A 16801-nucleotide genomic window follows, 5' to 3' on the forward strand; every position below is an offset into this window, starting at 1 on the left:
CCGTTAGGGTCTCGGCCTTTTTATTCGCGCACGGAGCTATTTGCCCGCGCCACGCGACTCGACGCAACCCAGCACGAGCGTGTCGCCCGATTTCGCGCCGGGACCCAGCGCCGCAGTGTGGAAGTCCGCGTGGTCGCATTGCCATTCGGCGTGGAAGTCGCGTGGGCATGCCATCGTCGTGCCACCTTTGTGCAGGCCGGGCAGCGCGTAATCGCAAGTTTCCCGTCCGTTGCAATGACGCTCGAGCTCACGAGTCAGGTTGCCGCGCGGCGCGCCGCAATTCTCGCCATAAGTGCCCGATACGATCGTAATCGCGCGCATTTGTGCGTCGGCGTTTGCGGACACCATGAATACGCCGCTTGCCAACGCCAGCGCAGCACGAAGAATTCCACTGGGGAAAATCCGTCCGCGCCGCGAAGATTCCATCGGCCTCTTCACTTTGCACCTCCGTTCCCGCTATAGGCGACGTTCAACCGAAACCCGCCGCCTATAGCCAGGTATAGAGGAAAGAGCAAAAGACTGCCACTAGAAACCATTCCTACGCGCAATAGCGGCCAAAGCCGTTATTCGAGCGCCTTGTCGTTCGGCTGCGCGTACAGCTGCTTCAGCGAATCGCTCATCGGAAAGTCGAAGCTGATGTTTTTCGGCGGCACCGGCTTGATGAACCATCGGTCGTACATCGTGTGGATTTCCGGTCCTTTCATCACCTGTTCGAGCGTGTCATCGACGAGCTTTCTGAACTCCGGATCGTCGCGTCGCAACATGAAGCCATACGCTTCCGACGATTGCGGCGTGCCGGTGATGATCCAGTCCGACGGCTTCGCGGTCAGCGTGCGCGTGCCGGCCAGCAACACGTCATCCATCATGTACGCGACGGCGCGGCCGCTTTCGAGCGTGAGACGCCCTTCGCCGTAATCTTTCGCGCTGATGATCTGCATGTTCATCTTCTTGTCCTCGTTCATCTTGCGCAGGATGCGCTCGGACGTCGTGCCCTGATTCGTCACGACCGTCTTGCCCGCGAGATCCGGAAAGTCCTTGATGCCCGAGTCCTTGCGCGTCAGAAGACGCGTCGTCGCGACGAAGAACGTGTCGGCGAACGCCACCTGGCTTTGGCGCGCGACGAGATTGGTCGTCACGCCGCATTCGAGATCGACCGTGCCGTTCTGCACGAGCGGAATGCGATTCTGCGAGGTGACCGGGATGAAGCGCACCTTGAGGTCCGGACGCTTCGTTTTCGCCTTGACCGCGTCGATGACCTTGTTGCACAGGTCCTGCGAAAAGCCGACCACCTCGTTGTTCGCGTCGACGTACGAGAACGGCACCGACGTCTCGCGATGGCCAATCGCGATCACGCCGCTTCGCTGGATCTTCGCGAGCGTGGACGTCGCGTCCTGCGCAAACGCGCCCGGACTCGCCAACGTTGCCGCCACGAGCATGGCAACAGTGGACCAATTCATCACTTTCATGGGTATCTCCAATCGTGCAGCAGGTTCCTGATGGATGGCGGGCTGCTGCGCCAGCCGTCTCCATATGTTGCCATTAAAAAAATAATTGCAACATATGTTAACTACCGAGTGTTGAAACGCCGCGTGGCGACGCTTTCCGGCCAATCAAGTCATCATCGATCCGTACCGGACATCATTTTCAAAACCGTACAGGTACTGTACCGGCCCCTGTCGCTAGAATGAGCCTCACCGTTTTTCTGTTGGCGACACCGGAGCCCCCATGTCTTTCGTCACTCTCAGCGCGCTGCCCGCCGGCATCCTGTTCGCGCTCGTCACCTCGATCACGCCCGGTCCGAACAACACGATGCTGCTCGCGTCGGGCGTCAATTTCGGCTTTCGCCGCACGCTGCCTCATCTGTCCGGCATCAGCGTCGGCGTGGTGCTGTTGATGCTGTCGGTCGGCATCGGCCTCGGCGAGGCGTTCGTGCATTTCCCCGTGCTGTATACGGTGCTCGAAGTCGTCAGCGTCGCTTATCTGCTGTATCTGGCGTGGAAAATCGGCACGTCGGGCGAACTGAAGCTCAGGAACGGCGAGCGTCGCCCGATGCGCTTTCACGAGGCGATCGCGTTTCAGTGGGTCAATCCGAAGGCGTGGATGATGGTGCTGACCGCCGCGACGACGATTCACCTGAGCAACAGCTTCGGCATGAACGCCGTCGCGATGGCTGCGGTGTTCTATGTGATCGGCTTTCCGTGCATCTGCGTGTGGGCCGGTTTCGGCACCGCGATGCGCGAGGTGCTGTCGAACCCGAAGCGGCTGCGCGTCTTCAACATCGCGATGGCGCTGCTGCTGGTCGCGTCGCTGTATCCGATCGCGCTGAAGCTGATCGGGCACGGCGGCTGAGCTTTCGGCGCGCGCCGCCGCGTCTACCACGCCCCCTGCCCGACCCGCTCGATGAAGCGCCACAACGCGTCGTCGCTCGAATACGGCGCGTTGAAGCGGAACCACGCGCTCGGCGCGTCGTCGGGACGGAAGTAGGAGCCCGGTGCGAGCCAGATGCCGTGCGCGAGCGCGGCGGTCGCGACCTCGGCGGCGCGCTCCGCTTCGATCGGCAGACGCGCCAGCATGAAGAGCCCCGCGCGCGGCCGGTGAAACACCTCGAGCCCGAGCGCGTCCAGCCGTTCTTCGAGTGCCACGTGCGCGAGTTTCAGCCGTTCGTTGACCATCTCGACGTGGCGCGCGTAACGCCCTTCCACCAGCACCTTGTCGACGATCCGCTCGATCGTTTCCGACGACGTCAGCCCCACCGCCATCTTCGTGCGCGCGAGTTCGCGCAGCACCGCCTGCTCGGCCACCACATAGCCGCAGCGCAGCGACGGCGTCACCGTCTTCGAAAAGCCGCCGACGTGCAACACGCGCTGCAAGCCTTCCATCGCCGCCAGTAGCGGCGCGCCGGCCGGCGCGAGTTCGCGGCTCACGTCGTCCTCGATCACCCAGATGCGCTCGCGCTCGGCGATCTGCAGCAAGCGGAACGCGGCCGACATGCCGAAGGTCGCGCCGGTCGGATTCTGGAGCGTGGTGTTGACGAAGATCGCCTTCGGCTTGTGCCGCGCGACCAGCGTTGCGAGAACGTCCGTATCGACGCCGGCCGGCGTGCGCGGCACGCCATGCACGACCAGCCCGGCGAGCTTCAGGATCTGCAGCAGATTGCAGTAGCCGGGATCTTCGACGATCACCGCATCGCCCGCGCGCAGCAGCGTGCGCACGATCAGATCGAGCCCCTGCGTCGCGCCCTGCGTGAGCAGCACGTTCGCGACGTCGACGGGCAGCCCGCGCCGGTCGAGTTGTTCGGCGATGCGCTCGCGCAGCGGCGCGAAGCCGTACGGATGGCCATAGTCGCCGAGCCGCGCGGCCGGCACCCGGCTCAGCGCGCGCAGCGAGTGCTGCAGGCCGCTCTCGTTGGTCCATTCGCTCGGCAGCCAGCCGCAGCCCGCCTTGATCGGCACCGAGTGATCGGCGAACACGTCGGACAGCAGCCACGTCGCGGTCAGGCTCGGCGGCGTCCAGTCGGCGACGGCCGCGCGCGTGGACGGCAAGCGCGCCGCCACCCGATAGCCGGAGCCGCGCCGCGCGACCACGAGCCCCATCGACACGAGCCGGTTGTACGCCTCGGTCACGGTGAAGGTGCTCAGCTCGTGGCTTTGGGCAAGCTGCCGCACCGACGGCAGCAGTGCGCCGGCGCGCAGCGATTGCGAGTCGATCGCGCGCGCGAAGCTCTGCACGACCTGTTCGACGAGCGTCGGCGCCGCGCGCCGGTCGCGTTGAAGGTCCAGTTCGATCATGTTTCGGGCGAAAAACGAGGGGCAAAAAGACGGACCGCGGACCGCCCGCCTACCGGAACAGTTCGCGCGAATCCACCAGCACAGTTGACACCACACTTGGTCAACTGTTTATGCCGCCATTAAACCGCGAGGGCTACAGTTTGGCTACGCTTAAAGCCCCAACCGCGCCACTTCGAGGAGATGCCATGACTTCGCGCCCCGTCATCGACGATCTGTCGTCCTTCTGGATGCCCTTCACCGCCAACCGCCAGTTCAAGGCCGCGCCGCGCCTGCTGGAATCGGCGAAGGGCATGTACTACCGAAGCACCGACGGGCGCGAGATTCTCGACGGTTGCGCCGGGCTGTGGTGCGTGAACGCCGGCCATGGCCGCGATGAAATCATCGCCGCGATCACGCAGCAGCTGTCGACGCTCGACTTCGCGCCGACCTTCCAGATGGGCCACCCGCTCGCGTTCGAAGCGGCGAAGAAGGTTGCCGAGCTGATGCCGGAAGGGCTCGATCGCATCTTCTTCACGAACTCGGGCTCCGAATCGGTCGACACCGCGCTGAAAATCGCGCTCGCCTACCATCGCGCACGCGGCGAAGGCCAGCGCACACGTCTGATCGGCCGCGAGCGCGGCTATCACGGCGTCGGTTTCGGCGGGATTTCGGTCGGCGGTATCGCGCCGAATCGCAAGACGTTTTCGGGGGCGCTGTTGCCGGCGGTCGATCATCTGCCGCACACGCACAACCTCGAACACAACGCGTTCTCGAAAGGCCAGCCCGCATGGGGCGCGCATCTGGCCGAGGAGCTGGAGCGCATCGTCGCGCTGCACGACGCTTCGACGATCGCCGCGGTGATCGTCGAACCGGTGGCCGGCTCGACCGGCGTGCTGGTTCCGCCGCAAGGCTATCTGCAGAAGCTGCGCGAGATCTGCACGAAGCACGGCATCCTGCTCATCTTCGACGAGGTGATCACGGGCTTTGGCCGCCTCGGCAAGGCGACCGCGAGCGAACACTTCGGCGTCACGCCGGACCTGATCACGCTGGCGAAGGCGATCAACAACGCGTCGATTCCGATGGGCGCGGTCGCGGCGAGCCGCACGATCCACGACACGGTCGTCGGCAGCGGCGCGGCGGGCGCGATCGAGCTGTTCCACGGCTACACGTACTCGGCGCATCCGGCGGCTGCCGCGGCCGCGATCGCGACGCTCGATCTGTACCGCCGCGACCAGTTGTTCGAGCGCGCGGCCAGCCTCGCGCCGACGTTCGAAGACGCCGCGCATGGGCTGCGCGGCGCGAAGCACGTGAAGGACGTGCGCAATCTCGGCCTCGTCGCGGGCATCGAGCTCGAATCGCGCGACGGAGCGCCGGGCGCGCGCGCCTACGAGGCGTTCGTCAAATGCTTCGAGGCAGGCGTGCTGATCCGTTTCACCGGCGACATCCTCGCATTCTCGCCGCCGCTGATCATCGACGAAGAGCAGATCGCGCGGCTCTTCCGCACCGTTGGCGAGGTGCTGGCGACGGTGCAGTAAGAAGGCGCGCAAGCGCGCCACCAGGCGACGACGAAAGAGCGGCGGCACGCGCATGCGTGCGCCGCTCTTTTTTATTGCTGCCGCTTTGCGAGCCGCAAGCTCAGTGATGCGCGCGCGAGGCCCGCGTTTGCGCGGCCTTTTTCGCGGCAGCGGAGCGTCCAGCCGCGCCCTTCGTCGCAGCGGCCTTTTTGGCTGCGGCCGAGCGGCTCGCGGCTGGCCGCTTGGCCGCCGCCGACTTCGCCTGCTTCGACATCGCCGCCGACGACGCCCCGGCCTTGCTCTCGCGCTCGAGCACGCTCTCCGACACACGCGAGCGTTTCGCGCTCGACTCCTTGCTCGCACTCTTCTTCGCGGCGCCTTCGTGCTTGCCCGCCGCGCTGTCCTTCTGCGCTTTCTTGCGGGTCGCCTCGCTCGTGGCGCCCTTCTTCGGCGGCTTTACGTCGACGCCCGCGCGCCGCGCCTCGGACAACCCGATCGCGATCGCCTGCTTCGGCGAGCGCACGCCGTGCTTGCCGGCGCGGACCTTGTCCACCTGTTCCTTGACGAACTCTCCCGCTTGAGTACTCGCTGATTTGCCGGCGCGTTTATCGGCCTCGGCACGCTTCAAGGTTTTCTGCTCTGGCATGACGGTTCTCCGGTTATGGGTGAGTCTCTATCGTTCAGCAACGAGCGTGCCGGAGCGCCCATCCGCGCCATGGTCCGGCGGCGGTTGCGCGGCGGGACTCGCGTGCGTCGGCGGGACGGCGTATGGTGGTGGACATGGGACGGGAGTAAGCGCCGAAGCGCAAACTCAAATCGACCGCCTTGCATGGAGACAGCCATGAAGATAGTTACGGTTCGCGCTGGCACGCATATCGAGGGCGTGCACTGGATCGCCGAGTACGTCGAGGACGTCCACGAAATTCGCGTGTTCCGCGAAGGGCAGGAAGTGGACGTGCACAACGCGCCGTCCACACTGTTCGGCGATGAAGAAAACGCGGGCTCGAAAAACACCGCCGATCATCGCGCGATGGAAGCGGCCGTGCTCGCTTATCTGAAGCGCTTCGTCACGGAGCACGACGCGGAAGAGTAGGTTTCGCCGACGGCAACCGCCGTTTTCAAAGCCGCCCGCACGTGGCAAAAGCCGCTGCGGACGTGCATTCACCAACACTCGCGCGGCCATTGCGCGGCAGTCACGACGGACCGCCGCGCGCCACGTCCTCAATCCGCCGGGCGCAGTTTCTTCACCTCGGCGTCCGATGGCTGCACGCTCGCGCCATCCACATAGCGGTACGACGTCATCACACCCTTGCCGTCCTTCACGCCGGTCACGCCGACATACGCGCCCATCGTCGACTGATTGTCCTGCGCGCGGTACATGATCGGGCCGAATGGCGTCTGCACGTTGAGCCCCTTGAACGCGGCGGCGAGTTTGTCCGGATCGGTCGAACCCGCCTTCTTGATGCCGTCCGCGATCGACATCAGCGCTGAATAGCCGACCACCGAGCCCAGCCGCGGATAGTCGTGATATTTCGCCTGATACGTGTCGACGAACTGCTTGTTCGCGGCCGTATCGATCGAATACCACGGGTAGCCGGTCACGATCCAGCCGGTCGGCGCTTCGGCGCCGAGCGGATCGAGGTAGTCGGGCTCGCCGGTCAGCAGCGACACCACCGCGCGATCCTTGAAGAGCCCGCGCGTATTGCCCTCGCGCACGAACTTGCCGAGGTCGGCGCCGAACAGCACGTTGAAGATCGCGTCGGGCTTCGCGTCGGCGATCGCCTGGGTCACGGCGCCCGCGTCGACGTTGCCGAGCGGCGTCGCCTGTTCGACGACGAACTGCACGTCCGGCTGCGCGGCCGTCAGCAGCTTCTTGAAGGTCGCCACCGCCGATTGCCCGTACTCGTAGTTCGGATACACGATCGCCCAGCGCTTCTTCTTCAGCTTCGCGGCCTCGGGCACCAGCATCGCGACCTGCATGTAGGTTGAAGGACGCAGACGGTACGTGTATTTGTTGCCATCGGCCCAGACGATCTTGTCGGTCAGCGGTTCGGCCGCGAGGAAGAAGATCTTCTTCTGCTTCGCGAAGTCGGCGAGCGCGAGGCCCGTGTTCGACAGGAAGCCGCCGAACAGCACCTGCACCTGCTCGCGCGCGATCAGCTCCTGGGCGACGCGGATCGTGTCGCCGGGGTTGCCGTTGTCGTCGCGCGAAATAACTTCGAGCTGCTTGCCGAGCACGCCACCCGCCGCGTTCACCTGCTCGAGTGCGAGATTCCAGCCTTGCTTGTAAGGCCCGAGAAAGGCAGGCTGCGCCTTGTAGCTATTGATCTCACCGATCTTGATGGTCTGCTGTGCGCTCGCGCCGGCCGCGGCAAACGAGCACACGGTCGACACCATGAGGCGAGAGATCCATCCTGCGCGCGTGGTCATGCGTTTCTCCGTTATCAGAAGGAATGGTGGTTTTAGTCAGACATGCGAACGTGAGGACGTGCAAGCGCGTGGACCTGCGCACCTTCGGACGACGGCTGGCGGCTCATTGCTCGCGCGGTTCCGCGCGGATTCTGGCCACGTTCGCGGCGACGTCCTGCCATGCCGGCTTGCCGCCCGCGAACTGCGCGCGCAGGAACGACACGAGCTCGGCGACCTGGGCGTCGTTGAAACTGTCGCGGTAAGCCGGCATCGTACCGAGTTCGGGCCGCGCAGGCGAGCCGATGCCGTCGAGAATCACGCGAATCAGGTTGTCCGGCGTCGCGCCGTGCAGGTTCGTGTTCAGCGCCAGCGACGGATGTGCGCCGAACAACTGAGGTCCGCTGCCAGCGTGATGGCACGCGGCGCACGCGCCGTCGAAAAGCCGCGCACCCGCCGTGACCGGCGCGCCCGTCATCGCGCTGGCCTGTTCGTATTCGCGCGCGGTTGCGGCCGGATCGGCGTTCGCCTCCAGCGGATTGAGCGACGCGAGATAGACGGCCATCGCGCGGATATCGCTGTCGGGCAGCGCCGCGAGATCGCCGATCACCGGCGCCATCGGCCCGGCCGCGACGCCGTGCAACGGCGCGTGACCGTCGCGCAGATAGCGGAACAGTTCGTCCTCGCTCCACGGCACCGGCGCATTCGACAACGCCGACAGCGCGGGCGCTTCCCAGCCCTCGGCGCTGCCTCCGCCCATGAACGCCGCGCCGGTTTTCTCGGCGCCGAACGCGTTGCGCGGCGTGTGGCACGCGCTGCAATGGCCAAGGCCATTCACCAGATACGCGCCGCGATTCCATTGCGCGCTCTGCGCGGGGTTGGCGGTAAACGCGGTGCGGCCGAGAAACAGGCCGTTCCATGCAGCCATCAGCGGACGCACGCTGAAAGGAAACGCGAGCTTCGTTTCGGGCGGCCGGCTGCGCACCGGCGTTTGCGACATCAGATACGCGTAGAGCGCGTGCAGATCGTCATCGGAGATGTTCTGGAACGACGTGTACGGAAACGCCGGATACAGCCGATGACCGTCGCGGCTGATGCCGTGCCGCATCGCGCGCACGAACGCTTCGAGCGACCAGTGGCCGATCCCGGTCTGGCCGTCGGGCGTGAGGTTGGTGCTGTAGACGATGCCGAACGGGGTCGCGAGCGGCTTGCCGCCGGCGTTCGGCACGCCGTTGTGGGCGGTATGGCAAACCGCGCAATTACCGAGCGACGCGAGCAGCTTGCCACGCGCGACCAGTTCCGGCGCAAACGCGCTTGCAAGCGGCGGCGTGATCGGCGCAAGCGGCGCGCTGGAAACCGAGGCAAACGACAGCGCGCCAAGCCAGCCGACCGCGCCCGCGGCCAACCAGCCGAAAAAGCCGCGCCGCCAGCGCTTTTTCCTGCGCGCCGCCGCGGCGTCTTCCGCCTGCGCGTCGGCGAGCGCGGCGCGGATCTTTTCCGGCGTGAACGGCGGGCGACGGAAGCGCACCCCCGTCGCGTCGTACAGCGCATTGGCGATGGCGGCCGCGCCGGGCAGCGACGCCGACTCGCCCGCGCCCATCGGCGGCTCGCCGTGGCGCGGCATCATCACGACGTCGATCACCGGCACTTCGCGGAACGTCAGGATCGGATACGCGCCCCACTCCTGGCTCGTCACCGCGTTGTCGCCGAACCTGACCTGCTCCTTCAGCGCGCGGCTCGTCGTCTGGATCACGTTGCCGTGAATCTGGTGACGCACGCCATCCGGATTGACCATCGTGCCGGTGTCCTGGCCGACCACGACGCGCGTGACCGCCAGTTCGCCGCTGTTGCGATCGACTTCGACGTCGGCGACCCACGCGGACCATGCCGCGCCGAACCCCGGGAATTTGCTGTGCACGTAGCGCGCGTACGCGATGCCGCGGCCGCGCGCGATGTTGCCGTCTTCGTCGTCCTCGCCGCGCGTTCTGAACGCGGGTTCGCGGGGTTGCCACCCGGCTTTCGCCGCGACCGCCTTGACGAGGTCGATCGCGCGCGGATCGGTCAGATGCGTGAGGCGGAATTCGACCGGATCGACGCCGGCCTGCTCGGCCAGTTCGTCGATGAACGACTCGTGCGCGAACGTGTTCGGCAACGCGGACACACCGCGCAGCCACGCGGCGCGCACGATCGGCGGCGTGTCGTCGCAGACGATGCGCATGCTGCGATAGTCGTACGGCGGCACGGCCGTGCGGTCGCCCATCTCGAACACCTGCGGCTGCGCGGAAATCGTGCCGGTCAGCAGCAGCGCGAGCGTGGGGGCGTCGTTCGACGGATAGCGCGTCGCAAAGTCGTAGGCGGCCAGTTCGCCTTCGGCGGTGAGCGCGCCGCGTACGTCCATCAGTTGCGCGGCGCCCTTCGGTTCCCACGCGTGTTCGTCCTCGCGCGATAGCTGCACGCGCACCGGCGCGCCGACCGCGCGCGACAGCAGCGCGGCGTCGGCGGCGACGTCGTCAGCGCAATTTCGTCCGTAGCAGCCCGCCGCATCCATCCGCACGATGTCGATGCGCGCTTCGTCGAGTGTCAGCAATAACGCGAGGTCGGCGCGCAGCGAATGCGGGTTCTGCGTGCCGGACCAGATTTTCAGCTGCGTGTCGTCGCCGTCTCCGTTGCGATAGTCCGCGACCGCGCACGACGGGCCGATCGATGCGTGCATCTGGAACGGCCACACGTAAGTGCGTTCCAACGTGCGCGATGGGTCTTGCGCGAGCGCCGCATCCACGTCGCCTTCGATCACCAGATCGCGCCGCGTCGCCGGATTCGCGCGCAACGCCGCTTCGACCTGCTCGCTCGTGTCGAGCGGCGGCAGGCCATCGACCGTTTTCCATCGCACGTCGAGCCGCTGCGCCGCCTGTTGCGCAATCTCCTCACGCTCGGCGACGATACCGACGAAATCGCGAATCACGACCACCTTGACGATGCCAGGCAAATCGCGAATCGCCGCTTCGTTCACTTCCAGCAGGCTATGCCCGATGAACTCACCCTGCGCGACGCCCGCATAAGGCGGCCGCACCACGCGTCCATGCAGCATGCCGGGCACGCGCACGTCGTGCACGAAGCTCAGCTCACCGGTCGCCTTCGCGGGAATGTCGACACGCGGCGCGCTTTTACCGACGACGCGATACGCGTGCGGCGGTTTCAAAGGCGCATCGTTCGACAGCAGCAGTTCGACACGCTGGCCTTTGATCAGCTCGCCATAGTGAATGCCCTGCGCCGGGTCGCCATCGCGTGGAAACACGCGGCTGTCCTGCACGTCGAGATCGTTCGCATCTACATTCAGGCGCGCGGCCGCTTGCGCGACCAGATACTGACGCGCTTGCGCCGCCGCCTGCCGCAGCGGCACCGCCGAAATCTGGATCGTCGCGCTGGCGATCGTCGGCCCCTGGTTCGGCGTTTCGCCGGTATGGCCGAGCACGATCGATACACGCGTCAACGGCACATCGAGTTCTTCCGCGACGATCTGCGCGAGCGCGGTGCCGATGCCGGTGCCCAGGTCCACGTGACCGTTGAACGCGACCACGCTGCCATCGTCGCGCACGACCAGAAACAGATCCGCCTCGGTCGGCACGAACGAAGAACGCGAACCCGGCTGGCCGAGCGCGGCCTTGACCGGTGCATGCGGCGGCCGCGCGACGATCAGCACGCTGTGCGCGTCGTACAACTGCTTGCGCGACGGCGTCGCGCCACGACGATCGACGCTGAAGTCCGGCCCGGTCATACGCGCGCTCCGTCGTCCACGTCCGTTTGCGCGTCGAGCAATTGCGCCGCGCGCTGCACCGCGCGCACGATCTCGACATGCGTGCCGCAGCGACACAGATTGCGCGACAGCTCGCGCTGGATCGTCGCGACGCTCGGATGCGGATCGCGATCGAGCAGCGCCTTCGCGGTCATGATCATGCCGTTCAGGCAGTAGCCGCACTGCGCGGCCTGTTCGTCGATGAACGCCTGCTGCACCGGATGCAACGCGGTGCGCGTGCCGAGCCCTTCGAGCGTCGTGATCTCGCGGCCCAGCGCGACTTCGGCGGTCGTCACGCAGGCGCGCGTCGGCATGCCGTCGAGCAGCACGGTGCAGGCGCCGCATTCGCCGAGACCGCAACCGAACTTCGGCCCGTTCAGCGCGAGATCATTGCGCAGCAAGTAGAGCAGCGGTGTCTGCGCCGCCGCGCTGACCACATGCGTCGCGCCGTTCACCTTCAGCACGAGCTGAGCGGCGCGGTTCATCATGATGCGAGCACCCTGTCGCGCCGCGCGTTCACAGCACCACCGGCACTTCGGTCGCGGGCGGCGTATTGCGGCTGCGCCGGCAGCGGATCAGACCATCGATCATCACCATCCCTACACCCGGAATATCGCCGAGCTGCAAGCTTTCGAGCAGCGTGTCGGCGGCCGTATGCTGCGCGCGGTCCATGAACACGAGATCGGCGGGACGGCCCACCTCGATCAGCCCCTGGCGCAGATGGCGCTGCCGCGCGGTATTGCCGGTCGCAAAGCAGAACGCGATTTCGGCGGGGACGTCGGCGAGGCTCGAGATCAGCGCGATCATGCGCAGAATGCCGAGCGGTTGCACGCCGGAGCCGGCCGGGCTATCGGTGCCGAGAATGATCCGATGCGGGCATTTCAGTTCGATCGCATGGCGCGCGGTCAGCAACGCGATCCGCTCGTTGCCGTTGTGGACGATTTCGAGCGCGCGGCTCGACTGCTCGCACAGATCGCACACGTGCCGGTACGACAGCGACGTATGGCCGCCGTTGACGTGGCCGATTACATCGGCATCGGCGGCGAGCACCACGTCCCGATCGATCAGGCCGGAGCCCGGAATCGACGGACCGCCCGTGTGAATCGTGCTCTGGATACCGTACTTGCGCGCCCACGCGACCATCTGTTGCGCTTCCTCGCCGCCCTTCACGCTGCCGAGGCCGACTTCGCCGAGCAGCTTCACACCGGCTTCGGACAGCTCCTTGAAGTCCTGCTCGACCATGCCCTTCTCGATCACCGGCGCGCCCGCCAGCACCTTGACGCCGCCACCGACGCCGGCCGCGCGCATGCCGTCGAACGAGCGCTGCGCGGTGATCGCGAGCGCCTTCACGCCGAGCACGTCTTTCGGACGGCCAGGCAAATGCACTTCGCCGGCCGAGATCATCGTCGTCACACCGCCGTTCAGATTCGACTCGATCCAGCCGAGCTGATTCTGGCGCGGCGTCCAGTCGCCGAACACCGGATGCACGTGCGAGTCGATCAGGCCCGGCGCGACCGTCGTGCCCTTGCAGTCGACCGTCGTGCGCGCGCCTTCGAGATCGCAGTCTTTCTCGCGGCCGAGCGCGACGATCAAGCCGTCGTCGATCACCAGCGTGTCCGCGTCGAGAATCGGCTGATCGATATCGCCCGACAGCAGCAGCCCGATGTTCGTTACCGCGACCTTGCCCGACAAGCCTGTCAACGTCTCTGCCGCCATCTGCCTCTCCTTTCGCCGACACTACGCGATGAATTCACACGCTCAGATAAGCGCGCCTCACTGTTTCGTTCCGTGCGAGTTCGCCGATCGTCCCGCTGAAACGGATCTGCCCTTTCTCGAGCACATACGCGCGGTCGCTGACCAGCTCGGCGAAGTGCAGATTCTGTTCGGATAACAGAATGGATAGCCCTTCGCGTTTCAGTTCGAGAATCATGTTCGCCATCTGCTCGACGATCACCGGCGCCACGCCTTCGGACGGTTCGTCGAGCAGCACCAGATACGGATTGCCCATTAGCGTGCGCGACACGGTCAGCATCTGCTGCTCGCCGCCGCTCATCTGGCCGCCGGGGCGCTTCGGCATTTCGCCGAGATTCGGAAACAGGTGGAACAGCTTGTCGGGCGTCCATTGCGGCGCGCCTGCGCGCGGCGGCTGGCGGCCCGTGTCGAGGTTTTCCATCACCGTCAGGTCCGCGAACACGCGGCGGTCCTCGGGCACGAAACCGACGCCCATGCGCGCGATCTTGTACGGCGCGAGCGCGCTGATGTTCTGGCCGCGAAACGTCACTTCGCCGTGGCGGCGCGGCAGCAGTCCCATCACCGCTTTCATCGTCGTCGATTTGCCGGCGCCGTTGCGGCCCATCAGCGCGACCACCTCGCCGCGGCCGACTTCGAGGCCGACGTCGAACAGGATGTGGGCGCGACCGTAGAACGCATTGAGGCCGGAGACTTTCAGCATCGGTTCGCTCATTGCAATGCTCCACGATCCCGCGCGCTGCCTGACGCGTCTTGCAGTGGCGCGTGCGGCCGGAACGTCTTGCCGGTGCCGAAATAGACCTCCTGCACGCGCGCGTCGTTGCGGATCGTGTCGGCGTCGCCTTCGGCGATCAGCTTGCCGCGCGCGAGCACGATCATCCGGTCGGCGTACGCGAATACGACGTCCATGCTGTGTTCGGTGAACAGCACGCCGATCTCGTGTTCGGTCACCAGCCGCCTGGTCAACGCCATCAATTCGTTGCGCTCCTTCGGCGCCATGCCGGCGGTCGGTTCGTCCATCAACAGCAGCTTTGGCCGGTTCGCGAGCGCGATCGCAAGCTCGACGCGCTTCACGTCGCCATACGCGAGCACGCCGCACGCGCGCTTCGCGTGCGCGCCCATGCCGACCTGTTCGAGCAGCGCGAACGCTTCGTCGGCATGGTGCGAGCCCGCTGGCTTCCAGAGGCCGAAGGTCTTTTTCTCGCGCGACACCAGCGCCATTTGCACGTTTTCGAGCACCGTCATCGAGTTGAACGTCGCGGCGATCTGGAACGTGCGGCCGACGCCGCGCCGCCAGATATCGCGCGGCCGCATGCCGACGAGTTCGTGACCGTCGAGCAGAATCGAACCCGACGACGGCTGCAACTGGCCGTTGACCATGTTGAAACAAGTCGATTTGCCCGCGCCGTTGGGGCCGAGCAGCGCCAGCAGTTGACCCGCCTCGAGATCGAATGAAACGTTATCGACCGCCTTCAGTCCTCCGAACGATCTCGACAGACCGCTTACGCGCAGCAGGCTCATAGCCCCTCCTTGACCGCGGCGGCCCGTTGCGACGGCGACGCGGCGCCGCCGTTGGTCTTGTCGGCCTGATCGCCGTTCGCGTCGCCGAAACGCTCGCGAATGAAGCCGACGATACCCTGTGGAAACGCGATCACCAGCAGCAGGATCGCGAGGCCGAGCAGCGCCTGCCAGTAGTCGGTCTGGCGCGCGACCGTGTCCTGCAGCCACGTAAACACGGCCGCGCCGACGATCGGCCCGCTCAACGTCTGCAAGCCGCCGAGCAGCACCATCACGAGGCCATCGACCGAGCGGCTCACGCTGATCACTTCGGGCGAGATGTTGCCCTTCGAAAACGCGTACAGCGATCCGGCGAGTCCGCAGAACAACGCCGCGATCACGAACGACGCCCACTGAACCCGCTTCACGTCGATGCCGATCGCCTCGGCGCGTAGCGCGGAATCGCGCGACGCGCGCATCGCATAGCCGAGCGGCGAGAACAGCATGCGGCGCAGCAGCCACACGCCGAGCACGGCGCACGCGAGCGTCAGGTAGTAGAACGCGACCGGCGAAGACAGCCAGTTCGACGGCCATAGACCGAGAATGCCGTTGCTGCCGCCCGTCACGTCGTCCCACTGGAACACGACCGACCAGACGATCTGCGCGAACGCGAGCGTCAGCATCGCCAGATAGACACCAGACAGTCGCACGCAGAACCAGCCGAACACGAGCGCGCCCGCCACCGCGAGCAGTGGCCCGAGCAGCAACGCGGCTTCCATCGGCAGATTCAGCACCTTCAGAAACAGCGCCGCGCCGTAAGCGCCAAGTCCAAAGTACGCGGCATGGCCGAACGAATGCAGGCCGCCCGGACCCATGATGAAATGCAGACTCGCCGCGAACAGCACCGCGATCAGGATTTCAACCAGCAGCACCGGCATATACGGAAACGCGTTGGCCGCGAGCGGCGCCAGAACCAGCACCAGCAACACGAAGGCGGCCAGCCCCTTCAGACGCCTGCCCGCCGGACGCAATGGCGTTTCCGGCGTACCCATCGCGCGCACCGCGGCGCTCGCGCGGCCGAGCAGACCCCAAGGCCGCACCACCAGCACGACCGCCATCACGACGAATTCGGCCACCAGCGTGAAGCGGCTCAGCGATAAACCGATGCCGAAGATCGTCACGTGCCCGATACCGATGCACAGCGCCTTGATCTCGGCGATCAGCAGCGCCGCGACGAATGCGCCCGGAATCGAACCCATGCCACCGACCACGACGACCACGAACGCATTGCCGATCGTCTCGAGGTCGAGCGACAGGTTCGCCGACATGCGCGGCCCTTGCAGCGCGCCGCCGAGTCCCGCGAGAAACGCGCCGACGAAGAACACGCCGGTAAACAGCCACGCCTGATTGATGCCGAGCGCGCCGAGCATCTCGCGATCCTGCGTCGCGGCGCGCACGAGCGTGCCCCAACGCGTGCGCGTCAACGCGTACCACAGCAGCAGCAAGACGACCGGACCGATCACGATCAGCGCGATGTCGTACGTGGGCAGCGGATGGCCGAGAAAGTCGACCGCGCCCGCGAGATGCGGCGCGCGCGGGCCGAACAGATCCTCCGGGCCCCAAAGCCATAGCGCGGCGTCGCGAAAGATCAGCACGAGCGCAAACGTGGCGAGCAGATGGAATAACTCCGGCGCCTGATAGATCCGCCGCAACACGACGATTTCGACGAGCGCGCCCAACACCGCGACCGCGAGCGCGGCGGCGAGCACCGACAGCCAGAAGCCGCCCGCCGTGTGGCCAAAGCGGCTCGCGATGCTATACGCGACGTAAATGCCGAACATATAGAACGAGCCGTGCGCAAAGTTGACGATGCGCGTCACGCCGAAGATCAACGACAAACCGGCGGCGACCAGAAACAGCGTCGACGCGTCGGCGAGTCCATTGACCAGTTGTACCAGCAGATTCGAAAGCATCGCGACCCTCGGCGGTTCGCCGAACGGCGCGCGCGCAACATGCGCAGCGGCCCGATCGGCGGACGTTGCTGCGCGGGCGGCACCATGCGCGCCCGCGTCAAC

15 protein-coding genes are annotated in these 16801 nt (G+C 66.0%); 4 read left to right on the forward strand and 11 right to left on the reverse strand.

What is annotated here, in order from left to right:
- Positions 1-36 precede the first annotated feature (36 nt).
- Together HDG32_RS03410 and HDG32_RS03415 are read right to left on the reverse strand one after the other, a co-directional pair.
- Complete coding sequence (locus HDG32_RS03410; protein ID WP_184063182.1) at positions 37-348, reverse strand: hypothetical protein; 312 nt, start codon at positions 346-348, stop codon at positions 37-39.
- 215 nt (positions 349-563) lie between these two features.
- Positions 564-1466: a glutamate/aspartate ABC transporter substrate-binding protein gene (locus HDG32_RS03415; RefSeq protein WP_184063185.1), complete on the reverse strand. Its 903-nt coding sequence runs from the start codon at positions 1464-1466 to the stop codon at positions 564-566.
- Between the two features lie 30 nt (positions 1467-1496).
- Between HDG32_RS03415 and HDG32_RS03420 the strand changes: the two genes are divergently transcribed.
- Positions 1497-1688 (forward strand): hypothetical protein, encoded by a 192-nt coding sequence (locus HDG32_RS03420; protein ID WP_184063186.1) that lies wholly within the window; start codon positions 1497-1499, stop codon positions 1686-1688.
- Positions 1689-1725: 37 nt separating this feature from the next.
- Positions 1726-2349 (forward strand): LysE family translocator, encoded by a 624-nt coding sequence (locus HDG32_RS03425; protein ID WP_184007090.1) that lies wholly within the window; start codon positions 1726-1728, stop codon positions 2347-2349.
- 23 nt (positions 2350-2372) lie between these two features.
- Here HDG32_RS03425 and HDG32_RS03430 read toward each other — a convergent pair whose 3' ends face one another.
- The gene (locus HDG32_RS03430; protein WP_184063188.1) at positions 2373-3788 is read right to left on the reverse strand and encodes a PLP-dependent aminotransferase family protein; all 1416 of its coding nucleotides are present in this window, start codon (positions 3786-3788) and stop codon (positions 2373-2375) included.
- 185 nt (positions 3789-3973) lie between these two features.
- Between HDG32_RS03430 and HDG32_RS03435 the strand changes: the two genes are divergently transcribed.
- Complete coding sequence (locus HDG32_RS03435; RefSeq protein WP_184063190.1) at positions 3974-5302, forward strand: aspartate aminotransferase family protein; 1329 nt, start codon at positions 3974-3976, stop codon at positions 5300-5302.
- A gap of 100 nt (positions 5303-5402) precedes the next feature.
- Here HDG32_RS03435 and HDG32_RS03440 read toward each other — a convergent pair whose 3' ends face one another.
- Positions 5403-5927 (reverse strand): DUF6496 domain-containing protein, encoded by a 525-nt coding sequence (locus tag HDG32_RS03440; protein WP_184063192.1) that lies wholly within the window; start codon positions 5925-5927, stop codon positions 5403-5405.
- A gap of 195 nt (positions 5928-6122) precedes the next feature.
- On the opposite strand from HDG32_RS03440, the gene HDG32_RS03445 reads away from it, so the two are divergent.
- A complete protein-coding gene (locus tag HDG32_RS03445; protein ID WP_018423554.1) occupies positions 6123-6374 on the forward strand; it encodes a hypothetical protein in 252 nt (83 codons plus the stop codon).
- Between the two features lie 128 nt (positions 6375-6502).
- Here HDG32_RS03445 and HDG32_RS03450 read toward each other — a convergent pair whose 3' ends face one another.
- The 7 genes from HDG32_RS03450 to HDG32_RS03480 all read right to left on the reverse strand — a co-directional run bounded on the left by HDG32_RS03450 (position 6503) and on the right by HDG32_RS03480 (position 16699).
- Positions 6503-7711, reverse strand: coding sequence for an ABC transporter substrate-binding protein (locus HDG32_RS03450; RefSeq protein WP_184063193.1), 1209 nt, complete (start codon positions 7709-7711; stop codon positions 6503-6505).
- A 103-nt stretch (positions 7712-7814) separates the two neighbouring features.
- Positions 7815-11462, reverse strand: coding sequence for a molybdopterin cofactor-binding domain-containing protein (locus HDG32_RS03455; RefSeq protein WP_184063195.1), 3648 nt, complete (start codon positions 11460-11462; stop codon positions 7815-7817).
- Positions 11459-11965 (reverse strand): (2Fe-2S)-binding protein, encoded by a 507-nt coding sequence (locus tag HDG32_RS03460; RefSeq protein WP_090807233.1) that lies wholly within the window; start codon positions 11963-11965, stop codon positions 11459-11461. Before HDG32_RS03460 ends, HDG32_RS03455 begins: the two co-directional genes overlap by 4 nt.
- Before the next feature lie 31 nt (positions 11966-11996).
- Positions 11997-13196, reverse strand: a complete 1200-nt coding sequence (locus HDG32_RS03465; protein WP_184063197.1) for an amidohydrolase family protein — start codon at positions 13194-13196, stop codon at positions 11997-11999.
- Positions 13197-13230: 34 nt separating this feature from the next.
- Entirely contained in the window at positions 13231-13944 is a 714-nt protein-coding gene (locus tag HDG32_RS03470; protein WP_184063199.1) for an ABC transporter ATP-binding protein, read from the reverse strand.
- Positions 13941-14750 carry an ABC transporter ATP-binding protein gene (locus HDG32_RS03475; RefSeq protein WP_184063200.1) on the reverse strand — a complete coding sequence of 270 codons (810 nt, stop codon included), beginning with the start codon at positions 14748-14750 and terminating at the stop codon, positions 13941-13943. The genes HDG32_RS03470 and HDG32_RS03475 overlap by 4 nt, the downstream gene beginning before the upstream one ends.
- A complete protein-coding gene (locus tag HDG32_RS03480) occupies positions 14747-16699 on the reverse strand; it encodes an ABC transporter permease (RefSeq protein WP_184063202.1) in 1953 nt (650 codons plus the stop codon). Before HDG32_RS03480 ends, HDG32_RS03475 begins: the two co-directional genes overlap by 4 nt.
- Between the last annotated feature and the right edge of the window lie 102 nt (positions 16700-16801).

The sequence above is a fragment of the Paraburkholderia sp. CI2 genome (assembly GCF_014201055.1).
Taxonomy (GTDB): Bacteria; Pseudomonadota; Gammaproteobacteria; order Burkholderiales; family Burkholderiaceae; genus Paraburkholderia; species Paraburkholderia tuberum.

Coding starts and splice junctions, on each gene's coding strand:
- HDG32_RS03410 (WP_184063182.1), bottom strand. CDS start 348: ATGGTGTCCGCAAACGCCGACGCACAAATGCGCGCGATTACGATCGTA.
- HDG32_RS03415 (WP_184063185.1), bottom strand. CDS start 1,466: ATGAAAGTGATGAATTGGTCCACTGTTGCCATGCTCGTGGCGGCAACG.
- HDG32_RS03420 (WP_184063186.1), top strand. CDS start 1,497: ATGGATGGCGGGCTGCTGCGCCAGCCGTCTCCATATGTTGCCATTAAA.
- HDG32_RS03425 (WP_184007090.1), top strand. CDS start 1,726: ATGTCTTTCGTCACTCTCAGCGCGCTGCCCGCCGGCATCCTGTTCGCG.
- HDG32_RS03430 (WP_184063188.1), bottom strand. CDS start 3,788: ATGATCGAACTGGACCTTCAACGCGACCGGCGCGCGGCGCCGACGCTC.
- HDG32_RS03435 (WP_184063190.1), top strand. CDS start 3,974: ATGACTTCGCGCCCCGTCATCGACGATCTGTCGTCCTTCTGGATGCCC.
- HDG32_RS03440 (WP_184063192.1), bottom strand. CDS start 5,927: ATGCCAGAGCAGAAAACCTTGAAGCGTGCCGAGGCCGATAAACGCGCC.
- HDG32_RS03445 (WP_018423554.1), top strand. CDS start 6,123: ATGAAGATAGTTACGGTTCGCGCTGGCACGCATATCGAGGGCGTGCAC.
- HDG32_RS03450 (WP_184063193.1), bottom strand. CDS start 7,711: ATGACCACGCGCGCAGGATGGATCTCTCGCCTCATGGTGTCGACCGTG.
- HDG32_RS03455 (WP_184063195.1), bottom strand. CDS start 11,462: ATGACCGGGCCGGACTTCAGCGTCGATCGTCGTGGCGCGACGCCGTCG.
- HDG32_RS03460 (WP_090807233.1), bottom strand. CDS start 11,965: ATGAACCGCGCCGCTCAGCTCGTGCTGAAGGTGAACGGCGCGACGCAT.
- HDG32_RS03465 (WP_184063197.1), bottom strand. CDS start 13,196: ATGGCGGCAGAGACGTTGACAGGCTTGTCGGGCAAGGTCGCGGTAACG.
- HDG32_RS03470 (WP_184063199.1), bottom strand. CDS start 13,944: ATGAGCGAACCGATGCTGAAAGTCTCCGGCCTCAATGCGTTCTACGGT.
- HDG32_RS03475 (WP_184063200.1), bottom strand. CDS start 14,750: ATGAGCCTGCTGCGCGTAAGCGGTCTGTCGAGATCGTTCGGAGGACTG.
- HDG32_RS03480 (WP_184063202.1), bottom strand. CDS start 16,699: ATGCTTTCGAATCTGCTGGTACAACTGGTCAATGGACTCGCCGACGCG.